Origin of the sequence: Weizmannia sp. FSL W8-0676 (assembly GCF_038593015.1) — a bacterium.
Classification (GTDB): Bacteria; Bacillota; Bacilli; order Bacillales; family Bacillaceae_C; genus Weizmannia; species Weizmannia coagulans.
Window position 1 is genome coordinate 1,709,117 of the sequence record NZ_CP151954.1, and the last position, 14,770, is coordinate 1,723,886.

A 14,770-nucleotide genomic window follows, 5' to 3' on the forward strand; every position below is an offset into this window, starting at 1 on the left:
CCTTCCCCACATCCGGACTAAATCCTCTGTTTTTTGATGCGGATACCCAGTAAACAATCGATTGTAAAATGCATGATGATGACTGCCGGAAGATTTTCATGAGAAAGCGCATAAACGGCACCAATCCAAAAACTTAAAAGCAGCACATTCGCAATCAAATACCAGTGGCCAAAATACCGGATATGCATGAGTGCAAAAATAAGGCTTGCTGCCGGCAATCCAAAATGCGTCTGGATGACGCCCCGGAACAAGAGCTCTTCCGCCACCGCGATCAGCGCAGTTAAAGCAATAATGTCCGAAATTGAACGGGATTTAAAAATCCGCTCATTCACGCCCCCGTCATCATAATACGCTTTCGGGAGCCATTTCATGAGCAAAGTATCCGCCGCAACGACAGCGGCTCCGTTTAATAAACCATATGTACATTTCGCAAATGACAAGTGAAAGTGCTGAAAAAATGCTTCGCCATCCGGAAATAACAGAAATCCGAGCAAAGCGGCAGCAAACAGGAGAATCAGCTGCGTCAAAATTAAGTGAAAAGTAAGTTCCCGGTCTGTGAGTTCCTTGATCAAATCCGCCTGTTTTCTTCGCGCCATTTCTGTTCCCCTTTTCTGAATAGATCCTGCAAAAGCAATTCCCATGCAGGAACGGTTTCCAGGGTGCCCCCGCTTTTTTGATTGCTTTCATATAAGGCTGTTTCAAGGCCGCAAATGTCACAGCACGCTTCATTGCCTGCAGCGGGCGGTTCACCGAAATACCGTAAAATTTCCGAGCGGCGGCATGACGAAGACCGGACCATCTGCACCATTTCCTTTAACTTCCTTCGCTTGTACGCCATCCGCTCGTCCCGGATGGCTGCAACCTCCCGGATCCATGCTTCTTCCGGCAGGTTAAGCGCTCTGTGGTGCGCTAGAAACCGGAGTTGCGGTTCCGTGCATCCGAGCAGCGCCCCGGCTTCCTTCAAATCTCCTTTCCATCTACTGAAAGCGGCCAATTGTGCATCAGTCGGAAGCTCAGCCTCGATCAGCTGAAGCGGGAGCCGTTCATCCCCTTCCGTATACAAAAGGACGGCAATGCTCGGGAGCCCGTCCCGCCCGGCTCTGCCGATTTCCTGCAGATAGGCTTCCATCTGCAACGGCAGGTGAAAATGGATGACAAAGCGGATATCTGCTTTGTCCACCCCCATGCCAAACGCGCTTGTCGCACAAATGATCCCGATCTGTCCGTAAATAAACTGCTGCTGGATCAAAATTCTTTGCTCCTGGTCAATGCCGCTGTGATAGGCGGCTGCTTCGGCAATCCCCTCCTGCCTTAACCGTGCCGCCATTTCCTCAGCCGCCTTTTTGCTTGAAAAATAGATGATGCCGGGCTTCTGCAAGTTTTTCGCATAGGCAACTAGTTTTTCCTCTTTTTCGCGGTATGAAGGAATCCGGTCTATTTTAATGGCGATATTGGGCCTGTTGACAGAATAAATAAACCGGTTTGGGTCCTTTAAGCCGAGATACTTGCAAATATCGTCCCTCACCTGTTCTGTTGCTGTGGCGGTCAGGGCAAGGGTAAGCGGTGTGCCCAATTGTTTCCGGATTTCGCCAAGGTTTAAGTATTCCGGCCTGAAATCATGGCCCCATTGGGAAATACAATGCGCTTCATCGACTGCAAAGAGCGCAGTCCGGATTTGTTTTAATTTTCCGAGGACATGGCGGTTGTGCAGCATCTCCGGCGAAACAAAGATAAATTTGAAAGCACCCAGATGTGCAAGGGCGGCTTCCCGCTCCGGACCGGTTAAAAATGAATTTAACGCCACCACACTTTTTTCGCCGCGCATTTTCATCTGCTCTGTCTGGTCCTGCATGAGCGATAAAAGCGGGGAAACGATGACGCAGGATCCGTCCAGCAAATAGGCAGGCAACTGGTAGCATAAAGATTTTCCGGTACCGGTCGCAAGCATCGCCAGTGTATCTTTGCCGTCCAGCAGTGAACGGATGACTTCTTCCTGCCCCGCCCGGAATGCGCTGAAGCCGAATTTACTTTTCAAAAAGCTTAAAAGATCCACTGCGGCCCATCCTTTCTGCCAGTACAAGGCGAATATGGAAATACGGGACATCCCCTACTTTTTCTTTAATCGGTTTTAATTTCTTCGTATTTAAATCAGCGGCTGCCCGGATGATCTTTTGTTCTTCATCCTTTGGCACATACCGGTTCAGCGGAAAATCCGGGACCGTTAACGCGATTTCAATCAGATGGTCTTCAATTGTGCTTTGCTTTAACCCTCTCAGCGTGCTGATTTCCGCAATCGTTTTCCCTTGCTTCAAGAAGCCGAATGTCACCAAGGCAGACCGGGTCAGCGGCAGGGCCTTTTGCACATCATGAAGCATTTGGTATAAATACCAGAATGTTTCAGGATCTCCCAGGATGCGCCGGACCATAAAATGAAGCAAATGCAAATATCGATACCAGTACTCCACAGGATCAAGGTGCAGGGCGGAGGCAGCCTGCGTGATTGTATATCCGATCCGGCCCGCACCCGTCAACCGGAGGACAAAAATTTCAGGCTTTTCCGGCGGGCTGCCGGAAAACAGGCTGTAAAATTCACGGTACAGATGCTCCGCTAACGCAATCCTGCTTTTTGTATGCTGTTTCAGCCAGTTTTTTGCCCAAGCCTGCAGAGCCGGGTCCCTTTGAACCGGATAATATACTTTATTTCCATACACTAAGTTGGATACGGCCTGGGTGATGAGATTCAGTCTTTTCCAAAACAGATTTGCCGAATCCTGGTATTTCAAGCCGTCCAGGTAAGGAAACCGTTCTTCCATCCTGCCGGTTGCCAAAAGCAGGGCAGCACCTTTTTCTGTGACCACGCAGGCATCCGGGCCGCTTTTTTGCAGCAACCCGGCCTTTAAAAGGGCTTCTACTTCGCGTGTGAAAGCCTCACGAGAAATAAATGGAAACGTTTGAAAGAGCCTGCCAATCTTGAAAAAATGGGAATCCTGGATCGTCTGTGCTGATTTTTTGCCGTTTAATAGATGAAAAACAGCATAAGGGGTGCGTTCTCCATTCAGGTTGCTGAAGCAATCCAGCAATACAGCCTGTAAAAAAGGCATCTGAATCCTCTCCTGTTCTTTTGCTGAAAAAAGGGGAAAGTGCAAGGAAAAATCGGGGGTTGGTTCTATTTTAACATGGAAACCGGCGATTTGTTTACCATTTTTTTCATTGATTCGACAGGTTTCACGAACCCCGCGGAGCCCGCTATTGAAATAAGAAAAAAAGAGTTTTAAAATGAAGGAGAAACATCGGCATGCCTCCTTGCGCATTACGAGGCTGCCCGTTTTTCTTTTCTGCCGTGATTGAACAGCGAGGAGGAATCAAAATGGCAAAGTTTACAATCGTAGACAAAGATACATGCATCGCTTGCGGCGCTTGTTCCGCCAGCGCTCCTGATATTTTCGACTATGATGATGAAGGGCTCTCTTTCGTCATTTTGGATGATAATAAAGGCATTGCGGAAGTCCCGGAAATATTGGAAGATGACCTGATGGATGCCTTTGAAGGATGCCCGACAGAATCGATTAAAGTTTCCGACAAGCCTTTTGATGGCGATCCGTTAAAATACGAATGAAAAAAAGCAGGCCGTTTGAGCCTGCTTTTTTTCATATTCTTTTTCCCCCAATGGCGGATGCTTTGTCAATCCAATTTTTCATTTTTGTAAACATGAGCATAAACAAAACCGTCACGATGAGGCCTTTCACAAGATTAAAAGGCAGCACGCCCGCCACAATATACGCTTTTACATTCCCGACCGAAAAGTTCATGAAGTACAGGTAAGCCGGTAAAATGACGAAATAATTTAAAATGCTCATACATACCGACATGGATACCGTGCCAGTGACTAGACCTACAGTCATGCCCTTTTTTGTCCGCATCCGTTTGTAAATGAGATATGTCGGCAGGACGAACAGCATCCCTGCAAAAAAGTTTGCCACATTTCCGATCGGTACCCCTGCTTCACTGCCGAGCGATAAATAATTCAGGATATTTTTGACCAGTTCCGCTACAACAGAAGCCATTGGCCCGTAAAGAAGGGCTGCCACCAATACCGGAATGTCGCTGAAATCCACTGTTAAAAACGATGGAAAAGGCGGAACCGGAAATTTAATAAACATCAGCATAAAAGCCAGAGCACTGAGCAACGCGACCGCAACGAATTGCTTTACATCCCATTTCTTCATTTAAACTTCCTCTCTCCTTGTGACCGATTTATCATCAAAGGAAGAAAGGTGCCGCGGACCAAAATGAAAAGCCCCTGACAAAATGCCGGGGGCTTTGTAATAGGCGAGTCCAAATAAGCGTTTAACGCGTCATTAAACACTGGCAACCTTTATCTTCTCCCATCCAGACTATACTGTCGGTTTTGGAATTTCACCAAATCCTGCCGGAAATCCGGCTCGCGGACTGAAAGGCAACTGCCTTATCACCGCCGGTCGGGAATCTCACCCAGCCCCGAAGATAAATCGTATGAAATTTTGATTACAAGCTTATTATACATGCCGGCTGCCATTTTGTGAAGCATTCCGCACCACTTTCATTCATTTATTATTTTCAGCACCTGGCCGGCCATAATCCGGTCCGACCGCAATTTGTTCCAGCTTTTCAGCCTGCCCACGCTCGTATGAAAATGGAGGGCAATGTTCCAGAGCGTGTCGCCTTTTTTCACAGTGTAAGATCCAGGCTGAGGAACGGCGGAAGCATCAAAAACCCCGTAAGGATCATGGGCATTGGCGGAAACCGTCTGGCCCGGCGCGCCTGGTCCGAAGATCAAAAACGGGTCAATGGCGTTTTTCTTATCCGGCGTCCATGGCCCGTTATGCACTTCAAAATGAAGATGGATACCAGTTGAATGGCCGGTCGAACCCATATAGCCGACCACCTTTCCTTTTTCAACATGCTGCCCCGCTCTGACTGCCCTTCCGGCAAGATGGGCGTAAACCGTTTCATAACCGGACGGATGGCGGATAAAAACAACATGGCCGTAGGATGCGGACAAATAGGAACGGGTAACGGTACCTTCTTGGGCGCTGAATATTTTTGCGCGGTATCTTCCGGCAATATCAAGCCCTTTATGTGTGCCGTATCTTGTGTTAAATGTGTCGGAGATCGTCCCTGCCGCCGGAAAAATCCAGTCTTTTGTCGCTTCATGGATATCCGGCCCGGACGCGGACACGCCATTTGCCGAACAGGCAACCCCCAGGCATGCAGCTGCCAATGAAACGAAAAGGCATATTTTGATGTATGCCGGCAATTGATCCACCCCATTTTCGTTTTTTCAATTCCGTTTCAAGCAAAGCCATCTTCTAAGATGCGCAAAAAAACGGGAAAATATACAAAAAAAGGCAGACCCGGCGCAGAGGTCAGCCTTTTTTTGGAAGGAAAAATGAAAAGGTGGTCCCTTCCCCTAATTTGCTTTTGACAAAGATCCGGCCGCCATGCCCTTCGACAATGTTTTTAGCAATCGCAAGGCCCAGCCCTGTTCCCGATTTGCCGCGCGTCCTTGCTTTATCCGCTTTGTAAAAGCGTTCAAATACAAACGGCAAATCCTCGCCCGGAATGCCGGATCCGTTGTCTTCGACGTGTACATATACGCCGCCGGAGGCTTCTTCCTCTTTTACTTTGACGTAACCGTCCGGGGAAGTATGCCGGAGGGCGTTATCAATTAAATTCGTCAGCACCTGTTCAATCCTGTCGGCATCGATTTCAAGGGTAAGATCGCTGTCCGAAGTCTCGCAAACGAGGCCGATTCCTTTTTCTTTCGCGATGCCGTTAAATTTATGGGTAACTCTTTCGATGAAGCTTTTGAATGAGACCGGCTCCATCCTGAACGAAAAATGCCCTGCTTCCATTCTTGCCAGGTCGAGCAGCTCATTGACAAGCCGGCCGATCCTAAGCGTTTCGTCGTAAATGATTTTGGCAAATTCTTTCTTTTCTTCTTCACTTGCCGCAATATCATCAATGATCGCTTCACTGTATCCCTGCAACATGGCAACCGGCGTCCGCAATTCGTGCGAAACGTTTGCGATAAAATCATCGCGCAGCTTATCCAGCTTCCGTTCTTCCGTCATATCGCGGATAATGGTGACAACGCCGCGGATACGGGACAAATTATAAAGTGGGCTTGCAATCATAACATAGTACCGGCCGTTGATTTCAATTTCATCCGTCTGTTCTTTCTCCGTTTCGACCACTTTCGCAAGCAATGCGGACAGCCCTTCAGGAAGCGGGGCGTCTTTTGCAGCCTGGTTATGATACCAGTTTTGAAGAAACATCTCAGCCGGCGGGTTCATGATTAAAATGGCGCCGTCCCGGTTAAAGGTCAAAACACCGTCGGCCATGCTGCTTAAAATATTCCGCAGCTGCTCTTTTTCCTGCTTTAAGGCGTCCATATTAAATTTAAGCTGTCGCCCCATCGTATTAAAAGCGGTCGCCAGTTCCCCGATTTCATCACGGGTTAAAATCGGCACCTTTTTGTCAAAACGCCCTTTTGCCACTTCAAAAGCCGCTTCCCGCATTTTATGCAATGGCCCGCCAATCCTTTTTGAAAGGAAGAAAGCAAAACCGGTCGTTAAAATAATGGCAATGCCCGCACCGAGCAAAATGATTTTTGTCGTTTGCCTCGTCATTTCCTGGAGCACTTCCAATGACTGGTAAACAAATACCGCGCCCGGTTCTTCCCCCTTCACATGAAGCGGGACGGCCGTCACAATCACATGATGGTACTTATTGCGGGAAGACCCGCCGGAAGGGGTTAACTCTTTGATCACTTTCTTCTTTTCGCTAAACACTTTGGACAACTGCTTATCCCTTAAAATCGACGCGTACGGGATCCCTTTATATGATTTGGAACCGGACGGATAAAAGATATCATTTTTGCGGTAAACGATCATCACTTTCTCGTTTTGGTCCAGAACGCCGAGGGCAATTTCTTTCCCGATCTTTCCACTTGGGTGCTCCTCCATAACTCTCGAGATTTTTTGCGCCGTATTGGACAAATCCTGCTCAATCTGATTGATATGGTATTCTTCAAAAAACTTGAGCAACAGTACCGTCAGGATGAGCAAGACGCAGGCAACCATCAGCAGAATGGTCATCCACAGTTTCCCGACAACCGTCCGCCAAATTCTCATTCCGGCGCAACCTCAAATTTATACCCGACGCCCCAGACGGTAACGATCATTTTAGCCGCGTTTTCGCTCACTTTATTCAATTTTTCCCGCAAGCGTTTGACATGCGTATCCACCGTACGGAGATCGCCGAAAAATTCATAATGCCATACTTCTTTTAAAAGCTGTTCGCGGTCAAACACTTTATCCGGAGATTTAGCGAGAAAATAAAGCAGCTCATACTCTTTCGGGGTCAGATTGACTTCTTTTCCGTCCGCTGTGACGCGGTGGGCATCATTGTCGATGGTAATATGTGGGAAAACGACAATGTCTCTTGCTTTCGTATCCGCGTTTAAGAAACCCGTTTGCAGCGACCGGCGGAGCAGGGCTTTCACCCGCAGCACCACTTCGCGCGGGCTGAACGGTTTTACAATATAATCATCCGCGCCGACTTCAAATCCTTCCACCCTGTTGGCTTCTTCGCCTTTGGCCGTCAGCATGATCACGGGCGTCATTTTCTTTTCGTGCAATTCCTGGCACACTTCAATGCCGTCTTTGCCCGGCATCATAATATCGAGCAAAATGCAGCTGTAGTCTTTTTCAAGCGCCATTTTCAAAGCGGTATCGCCGTCTTCCGCTTCATCAATCATGTAATTTTCCCTTTCCAAATACATTCGTAACAGGCGCCGGATCCTTTCTTCATCATCAACCACTAAAATTTTTACATCCTCATCCATGGCTATTCCTCCTCAGTCAATATCAGCCGCCTGCCCGGGCAAGATACATCCGCCGGTAAAATCCTTGCGGGTCCATGCAAGCCCCCGCATTACCGGGTGGGCCCTCCCGGGGGTGCGCAGGATTCAAAAGCTTACAAAATCAGGCATACGAATGCAGCCCGGCAATGACAAGATTTACTGCAATCAGGTTAAACAGAATAATGGCAAAGCCAATGACGGCCAGCCAGGCGGATTTTTCACCTTGCCAGCCTCTTGACATGCGCAAATGGAGAAAGGCGGCATAAAACAGCCACGTAACCAGTGCCCACACTTCTTTCGGGTCCCAGCTCCAAAATTTGCTCCAGGCAATTTGTGCCCAGATCATCGCAAAGATTAACGCGCCGAGTGTGAACACCGGAAATCCGATCAATACCGAGCGGTAGCCGATCTCATCCATTAAATCTAAATTTAGATTTTTGGTGAGCGGTTTTAACAGCGCGCCGATCCGCTTTCTGGCCGCCAACCGGACCAGCGCGTAAAGAATCATGCCGCTGAAAACAGACCAGAGGACCGTGTTCAGTTTGACGGCATTGATAAAGGCCGGCACGTAAAACCACGGCTTCATTCTCCCGGCTGTTAAAATTTCCCCGTCATGCGGCCCGATAACAGCCGGCATATGGTAGACGAGGGCATTTTCCCCCGTGTTTTTTGCCCCGTTGCGGTCAATCCAGCTGAAATCCACTTTGTAATGAAACAAGCCGAAAGCGGATTTTGCAACAATAAAACCGGCGATGCAAATTAAACAAAGCATAACAAATTCCAGCCAAAAAGTCTGCCAGTTTGATTTTTGCTGATCGGTGCTTTTCACAAGGTAAATCAGCCCGGCAGCAAAACTGACAGCAAGAATGGCCTCCCCGGCAGCCGCCGTTGTCACATGAATCTGCAGCCAATAGCTCCTAAGAGACGGCACGAGCGGATTGATGTCTTTCGGGAACATGCTTGCATAGGCAATCAAAAGAAGCGCAACCGGCAAAGCAAACAGTCCGAGCACCGCACTCCTGTAAAGAAAATAAATGACCATAAAGGCTCCAACAAGCATCATACCAAAAAAAGTAGTGAATTCAAATAAATTACTTACAGGGGCATGCCCGGATGCGATCCACCTTGTAATAAAATAACCAGCCTGGCAAATAAACCCTGCAGCCGTTGCGAAGATCGCAAAATTTCCCCACTTCGTTTTTTGCGGCCCGGCGCCGCCTGCCTGTCCCTTTTTCGGCGTGCGGATCGCGCCGCCGAACAGTAAAGTGCCGGTTAAATACAAAAGGAATGCGGCGAACAACAACCGGCTGCTTGTTTCGACCAGATTTTCCAATTTTCCCCCTCCTCATCCGATTGCACCTGTCTGTTTAAGCTGTATGGGCCTGTTGCGGATTCTTCCTTTCTTTTCTGTCAACAAGCGCTGGCATGCCGGATGCGCTGAGCACCCATTCCAGCTCCCTTTTCAGCCCGTACCAGTTTTTATTTGTATGGGCTGCCAAAAGCACGGCGCCTTTCTCCCGCTTCAGCCAAAAACGGCGGTGGTTCCAGTACGCGCCCTGAATGACCCCGATCATAAAGATCGCGCCGCCAACGGCCAGCACCCAGAGCGTCTCGTCTTTTCTTACGGCCAAAGCAGAAACATTCCGTGTTTCAAGCCCAGCAAAAGCCAACTTGTAGTCATTTTTTCCGAGCGGTTCTACGGTCTGGCGGATGGCAACAAAACTTTTTTCCCCTTTCGGATGTTCCGGCGAAATTAAACTGAAAAGAAAAGCAGGATTGTTTGGAATATACGAATCCGTTTGCGGCTCCCCGTTTTTGGCAAACCCCGTAAACGAAGGATAGTAGCCGAGCAGCTTGACTTTATAGCCGTTTCCGAGCGGGTATTCCGCCTTTGGATGGTACAGGTCAATTTTAAGTTTGCCGTATATTTTTTTATCCGACTTCTTCTCAAAAGCAAAAGACATCGCCTGGAATTCATCCAGCTTGTAATCCATTTGATATACGGCGTAATGCCCGAATTTCAAAGGCTTATTGACCTGGATGCGGTAGGATTTCACTTTTTTAAGCGGAGCATCTTCCCCTAAAACGCGCTTTTTCCCCTGCTTGTAAAGCACGGCATCCGTCTCAAAATTTTTCGCAACATTGCCGGCCTTATTCAGTGCCGGTTCAAAATTTTGATTGTCTTTCTTGCTGTAAACTTGCAGCTTGAATTGCTTGTTCAGCAGTACATACTGCCCGTTTGTGCCGGGGAGCACCGCTTTTTCTCCTTCCCTCACCCAGACCAATTCATCGACATACATGCCGGGAATAAAGCGGAGCATAGAGCCGCAAAGAAAGATGATCAATCCGATATGGTTGACGTACGGCCCCCAGCGGGAAAACCGGTTTTTCTCGGCAAATAAGTTCCCGCCTTCTTCACGGATTTTATAATGTTTCTCTTCAAGCCGGCGTTTGACCTGTGCATATGACGCATCATCGATGGCCCCTTCCTTTTTCACGTAAAGGCGCTGCCGCTTCAGAAACCCTTCATGGCGTGCTGCTTTCTGGTTTGAGAGGGCGCGGCGCAGCGGGAGAAAGCGGTCAAGGCTGCAAATGACGAGCGAAACGCCGATCAGGGCAATGAAAAGCAGATACCACCAGGAATTGTACAGGTTATCAAATCCGAGCGTATACCAGAGCTTGCCGAACCAGCCGTACTGATTCTCGTAATACTCGGACGGGTCGACATTGGAAGGGATATAGTCGGCCTGGGGCAGCACAGTGCCGAGTGCTGACGCAATTAACGTCAGGACAATCAGCCAGACGCCGGTTTTTACGGACGAAAAAAAATTCCAGATTTTATCCACCGGCGTTTTTTTATACACTTGCGACCTGCGCGCGCTCCCTTCATACCGCATATCATGGAGAACTGCCGCCTCCGCTTCTGCTGTCAGCGCTTTCCCGCACGACTCGCACAAAACGGTCCCGGGAGGATTCACATGTCCGCACTCACATTTTATATCCTTCATTGTCTCTCTCCTCGGTTATGGTTTGATCATATCCATCATGTCCTGAATGTCTTTTTTGGAGAGGTTTTGGTTTCCAATGATCACTTTTTTGACTTTCCCGTCCGGCCCGATCAAAAAGGTTGTCGGAAGGGGGTCGATGTGATACGCATGCTGGACATCACCGTTTTTATCAATCAGCACCGGGAACGTAAGCCCGTACTGTTTCACGAATTCGTCCACAAGAAAGCGCGTATTTTTTACGTGGACGGCAAGAATTTCCACGCCTTTTGGTTTATAGGACGAATAGAGTTCATTCATATAAGGCATTTCTTTCTTGCACGGCTCGCACCATGTCCCCCAAAAATTCAAAAGGACGCCTTTCCCTTTATAATCGGACAACCGGTACGTTTTCCCATTCAAATCTTTCAGGATAAAATCAGGGGCCTTATCCCCCGCTGCAAGCGCTCCCTGCGACTCCTTCGTCGCATTTGCATACAGTGTGTAACCGACAGCCAATATCAGAACAGCGAGAATCGAGGCGCGGAAAATGAGGCGTTTCTGTTTCGTTTGTGACATTGCTCCTCCCCCTGTCCAAAAGTGTCACACAACTCTCATACATTATAACATTTTTCTGTCCTTTTTCGCTTTTTTTTGAAGTTTTTGTGAACAAAATAAGCCTCTTCACTTGAGCTTTTATTTACGGGAGGCGCCCCCGTTTTCGGCAAGGGATCTTAACGTCTTAACTTCATGCGGGGTGAGTTCCCTTTTTTCGCCCGCGTTTAATCCTTTTAGTGTCAGCATGCCGTATGCTTCGCGCCGCAGTTTTTCAACCGGGTAGCCGAGATATTCGAACATGCGCCTGACCTGCCTGTTTCTGCCTTCATGGATCGTAAGCTGGACGATCGCTTTCTTTTTCCGTTTGTCCATGGACAACAGTTTTGCCCTGGCAGGCGCAGTCATGCCGTCCTTTAGCCGGATCCCTTTTTCCAGCTGCTTTAATTCCTGCCTGGATGGAATGCCGGAAAGCCTTGCGATATACGTTTTGTCGATTTCAAAACGCGGATGCATCAGAAGGTTTGCAAATTCACCGTCATTGGTGACTACCAAAAGGCCCGACGTGTCGTAGTCGAGCCGGCCGACCGGATAAACCCTTGCGCCCGCATCGCGGAAATAGTCGCTTACCGTTTTTCTCCCTTTGTCATCGCTGACAGCGGAAATCACCCCTCTTGGTTTATAAAAAAGGTAATATACTTTTTCTTCACGCTCAAGCGGAATGCCTTCCACTTCAATTTTATCCGCTTGGGACACTTTTGTCCCCAGCGTTCTGACCATCTCCCCGTTCACTTTCACTTTCCCTTCCAGTATCAGCTGCTCCGCTTTTCTCCGGGATGTGACACCGGCCTGTGCGATCACTTTTTGCAAACGTTCCATCCGTTACACCTCAATTTGTTTTGCTTAAACTATCCTTTAAGCATTATGGCATAACGGCAATGAAAAGCAAAGCCTGACGAAGCGCACAAGCACCCTGAAATGGCGGATAAACCGTTGATTTTCCCTTTCGCCGCGTCAGAATAACAAGAGTACCATGAAAATTGCGATCATAATCCCGAACAGATCGGCGAGCAGCCCGACCTTTAAGGCATCCCCCATTTTCCGGATGCCGACCGCCCCGAAATAAACGGTTACGACATAAAGGGTGGTATCCGTGCTGCCCTGGATGACGGATGCCATTCTCCCGATCAGCGAGTCCGGCCCGTATGTTTTGATCAGATCCGCCATAAGGGCTAGGGCGGCATTGCCGGAAACCGGCCGGATCAAAGCAAGCGGCACGACTTCGGAAGGGATACCGAGCAAATGCAGGGCCGGTTTTAAAAATCCGACAAAAAAATCGAGCGCGCCTGATGCCCTGAAAATCGTGATTGAGACAAGCATGCCGACTAAAAAAGGGATAATCGAAAAGGCAATTTTAATGCCTTCCTTGCCGCCTTCCACAAATGTTTCGTAAGCGGGCACCTTTTTCCATGCGCTGTAAAGCAGAATAAATCCGACCATTGCCGGAATCAGCCAAATTGAAATCAGTGAGATCCATTTCAAAAACATCACTTCCTCCGTTTCGTCCGCCGGTGGTAAAAATAGCGGTCAATGCAAATGGCGGCAATGGTCGTTGCAAAAGTGGCGATACAGGTTGGCGCCACAATCTCGGTCGGATGCGCAGAACCTGCATTCAGGCGGATGGCAATCACCGTTGCCGGAATAAGCGTGAGCCCGGATGTGTTTAAGGCAAGGAACGTGATCATCGAGCGGCTTGCTTCCGGTTTCCTTCCGTTCAGTTCGTGCAGCTGCTCCATCGCTTTAATGCCAAGCGGGGTGGCGGCATTTCCGAGCCCGAACATATTGGCAATCATATTGGAGAGGATGTAGCCGATTGCCGGATGGTTGTCCGGCACATCCGGAAACAATTTTTTGATCACCGGCCGGAACAGGCGGGAAAGTTTCGAAAGGAGGCCTGAAACTTCCGCAATCTTCATCATCCCGAGCCAGAAAACAAGGACGCTAATCAGGCCGATGCTGATCGAGACCGCATCACGCGCGGATGTAAAAATCGCCTCGTTCACCGCCTGCATCTTCCCGTTTACCGCCGCAAAAACAAGCCCAATCACGGCCATGCCGATCCAAATATAATTAACCATTGTTTTTCAGCCCCAATTGGATCCAAAATGTCTCCTCGAACAGTTCAAGCCATGTTTCTTTCTCTTTAACCGGCGTTTTCTGATAATAAATAGGCGTGCTTGCGATCACTTTTTCGTTCAAATAAACAATCGCCCTTCCGACGGTCTCCGGCACTCTTTCCGGGTCTTTCCACGAACTTTCAGGCTTTTTGATCCGGTATTCGACTTTTACGGCGTCTTCTTCTCCGGCTTTAAGCGGGTAGACGATATCCCGTTTCACATAAACATGCTGTTTCAAATATTTCGTGCGGACGGCGGCAACCGGCCCCTCTTCCACAATCCGTTTCCTGTCATACTGGCGGAAACCGTACTCATACATCGCAATATGGTCATCCCAGTCATCCGAATCGTTCAGGGTAACGGCGATAAGATTTTCGCCTCCTTTTGTCGCCGTTGTCACAAGTGTCCGCTTGGCCACTTTCGTATAACCGGTTTTCCCACCCGTACAATACCGGTACTTTTCAGTCAGCAGCCGGTTTTTGTTCCGCCAGCCTTTGTAAAATTTCGTGCCGGTGATTTTCCGGAACTGTTTGTTTTGCATCGCGTACTTCATTAACAGCGCCATATCATAAGCGGTCGAATAATGGCGGCCGTTCGGGTCTTCAAGGCCGTTCGGGTTGGCAAAATGGGTGTCATGCATGCCGATCTCTTTCGCTTTTTCGTTCATCATAAAAACAAAACCTTCTATGCTGCCCCCGACATTTTCGGCAATCACATTGGCGGCGTCATTTCCCGACCGGAGCATGAGCCCGTAAACAAGATCCTTTATTTCCCACTTGTCTCCCGGTTTCAAATACAATGATGACCCCTCGGTACGTACGGCACGGTCCGAAACGACAGCCTCCTTGTTCATTTTTCCCGATTCAATGGCCACTAGCGCCGTCATGATTTTCGTAATCGAGGCAATGCTTCTCGGTTCGTATGCATCTTTTTCGTACAAAACCCGCCCTGTATCCTGGTCCATTAATATCGCGCTTTTTGCCTGCACGGACGGCGCAGCAGCCGCTCTTGGCGGAAGGGCCGAAAAAATTAGCACCGCAAGCGCCGCATATAGGAAATACCGTTTCATAAAGAAGCTCCTTTTTTTCAGCTTTTCCAAACCGCGTTTTGTACAAGTTTATGCACGGAACAGGAAGAAATAACCGGAA

At 48.7% G+C, this 14,770-nt stretch carries 15 protein-coding genes and 1 riboswitch; of the genes, 1 reads left to right on the forward strand and 14 read right to left on the reverse strand.

Going from position 1 to position 14,770, the window contains the following annotated elements; all coding sequences use genetic code 11:
• Nucleotides 1-17: 17 nt before the first annotated feature.
• The 3 genes from NST20_RS08340 to NST20_RS08350 are packed head-to-tail and all read right to left on the reverse strand — an operon-like array spanning nt 18 to nt 3,101.
• Nucleotides 18-596, reverse strand: a complete 579-nt coding sequence (locus NST20_RS08340) for a CPBP family intramembrane glutamic endopeptidase (RefSeq protein WP_017553602.1) — start codon at nt 594-596, stop codon at nt 18-20.
• Complete coding sequence (locus NST20_RS08345) at nt 569-2,053, reverse strand: ATP-dependent DNA helicase RecQ (protein ID WP_207368214.1); 1,485 nt, start codon at nt 2,051-2,053, stop codon at nt 569-571. The genes NST20_RS08340 and NST20_RS08345 overlap by 28 nt, the downstream gene beginning before the upstream one ends.
• Nucleotides 2,025-3,101 (reverse strand): helix-turn-helix domain-containing protein, encoded by a 1,077-nt coding sequence (locus NST20_RS08350; RefSeq protein WP_342399277.1) that lies wholly within the window; start codon nt 3,099-3,101, stop codon nt 2,025-2,027. The genes NST20_RS08345 and NST20_RS08350 overlap by 29 nt, the downstream gene beginning before the upstream one ends.
• Before the next feature lie 266 nt (nt 3,102-3,367).
• Here NST20_RS08350 and NST20_RS08355 point away from each other — a divergent pair, with 266 nt between their 5' ends.
• Nucleotides 3,368-3,616 carry a ferredoxin gene (locus NST20_RS08355; RefSeq protein ID WP_013859537.1) on the forward strand — a complete coding sequence of 83 codons (249 nt, stop codon included), beginning with the start codon at nt 3,368-3,370 and terminating at the stop codon, nt 3,614-3,616.
• 31 nt (nt 3,617-3,647) lie between these two features.
• Here the strand turns inward: NST20_RS08355 and NST20_RS08360 are convergent, their stop codons facing one another.
• The 11 genes from NST20_RS08360 to NST20_RS08410 all read right to left on the reverse strand — a co-directional run bounded on the left by NST20_RS08360 (nt 3,648) and on the right by NST20_RS08410 (nt 14,691).
• Complete coding sequence (locus NST20_RS08360; RefSeq protein ID WP_328194303.1) at nt 3,648-4,226, reverse strand: ECF transporter S component; 579 nt, start codon at nt 4,224-4,226, stop codon at nt 3,648-3,650.
• Between the two features lie 147 nt (nt 4,227-4,373).
• Nucleotides 4,374-4,509: riboswitch (FMN riboswitch) on the reverse strand.
• 70 nt (nt 4,510-4,579) lie between these two features.
• Nucleotides 4,580-5,296, reverse strand: coding sequence for a peptidoglycan DD-metalloendopeptidase family protein (locus NST20_RS08365; protein ID WP_342399278.1), 717 nt, complete (start codon nt 5,294-5,296; stop codon nt 4,580-4,582).
• 109 nt (nt 5,297-5,405) lie between these two features.
• The gene (locus NST20_RS08370; RefSeq protein WP_342399279.1) at nt 5,406-7,175 is read right to left on the reverse strand and encodes an ATP-binding protein; all 1,770 of its coding nucleotides are present in this window, start codon (nt 7,173-7,175) and stop codon (nt 5,406-5,408) included.
• On the reverse strand, nt 7,172-7,888 hold the full coding sequence (locus NST20_RS08375) for a response regulator transcription factor (RefSeq protein WP_013859541.1): 717 nt from the start codon (nt 7,886-7,888) through the stop codon (nt 7,172-7,174). Before NST20_RS08375 ends, NST20_RS08370 begins: the two co-directional genes overlap by 4 nt.
• 139 nt (nt 7,889-8,027) lie before the next feature.
• Complete coding sequence (ccsB, locus tag NST20_RS08380; protein ID WP_026104801.1) at nt 8,028-9,230, reverse strand: c-type cytochrome biogenesis protein CcsB; 1,203 nt, start codon at nt 9,228-9,230, stop codon at nt 8,028-8,030.
• A gap of 43 nt (nt 9,231-9,273) precedes the next feature.
• Nucleotides 9,274-10,914, reverse strand: a complete 1,641-nt coding sequence (locus NST20_RS08385) for a cytochrome c biogenesis protein ResB (RefSeq protein WP_013859543.1) — start codon at nt 10,912-10,914, stop codon at nt 9,274-9,276.
• 15 nt (nt 10,915-10,929) lie between these two features.
• The gene (resA, locus tag NST20_RS08390; protein ID WP_017553609.1) at nt 10,930-11,469 is read right to left on the reverse strand and encodes a thiol-disulfide oxidoreductase ResA; all 540 of its coding nucleotides are present in this window, start codon (nt 11,467-11,469) and stop codon (nt 10,930-10,932) included.
• A gap of 117 nt (nt 11,470-11,586) precedes the next feature.
• Nucleotides 11,587-12,324, reverse strand: a complete 738-nt coding sequence (locus NST20_RS08395) for a pseudouridine synthase (protein WP_019720474.1) — start codon at nt 12,322-12,324, stop codon at nt 11,587-11,589.
• Between the two features lie 135 nt (nt 12,325-12,459).
• Nucleotides 12,460-12,993: a spore maturation protein gene (locus NST20_RS08400; RefSeq protein WP_019720473.1), complete on the reverse strand. Its 534-nt coding sequence runs from the start codon at nt 12,991-12,993 to the stop codon at nt 12,460-12,462.
• Nucleotides 12,993-13,583: a nucleoside recognition domain-containing protein gene (locus tag NST20_RS08405; RefSeq protein WP_207368211.1), complete on the reverse strand. Its 591-nt coding sequence runs from the start codon at nt 13,581-13,583 to the stop codon at nt 12,993-12,995. The genes NST20_RS08400 and NST20_RS08405 overlap by 1 nt, the downstream gene beginning before the upstream one ends.
• Nucleotides 13,576-14,691 (reverse strand): D-alanyl-D-alanine carboxypeptidase family protein, encoded by a 1,116-nt coding sequence (locus NST20_RS08410; protein WP_029142091.1) that lies wholly within the window; start codon nt 14,689-14,691, stop codon nt 13,576-13,578. Before NST20_RS08410 ends, NST20_RS08405 begins: the two co-directional genes overlap by 8 nt.
• Between the last annotated feature and the right edge of the window lie 79 nt (nt 14,692-14,770).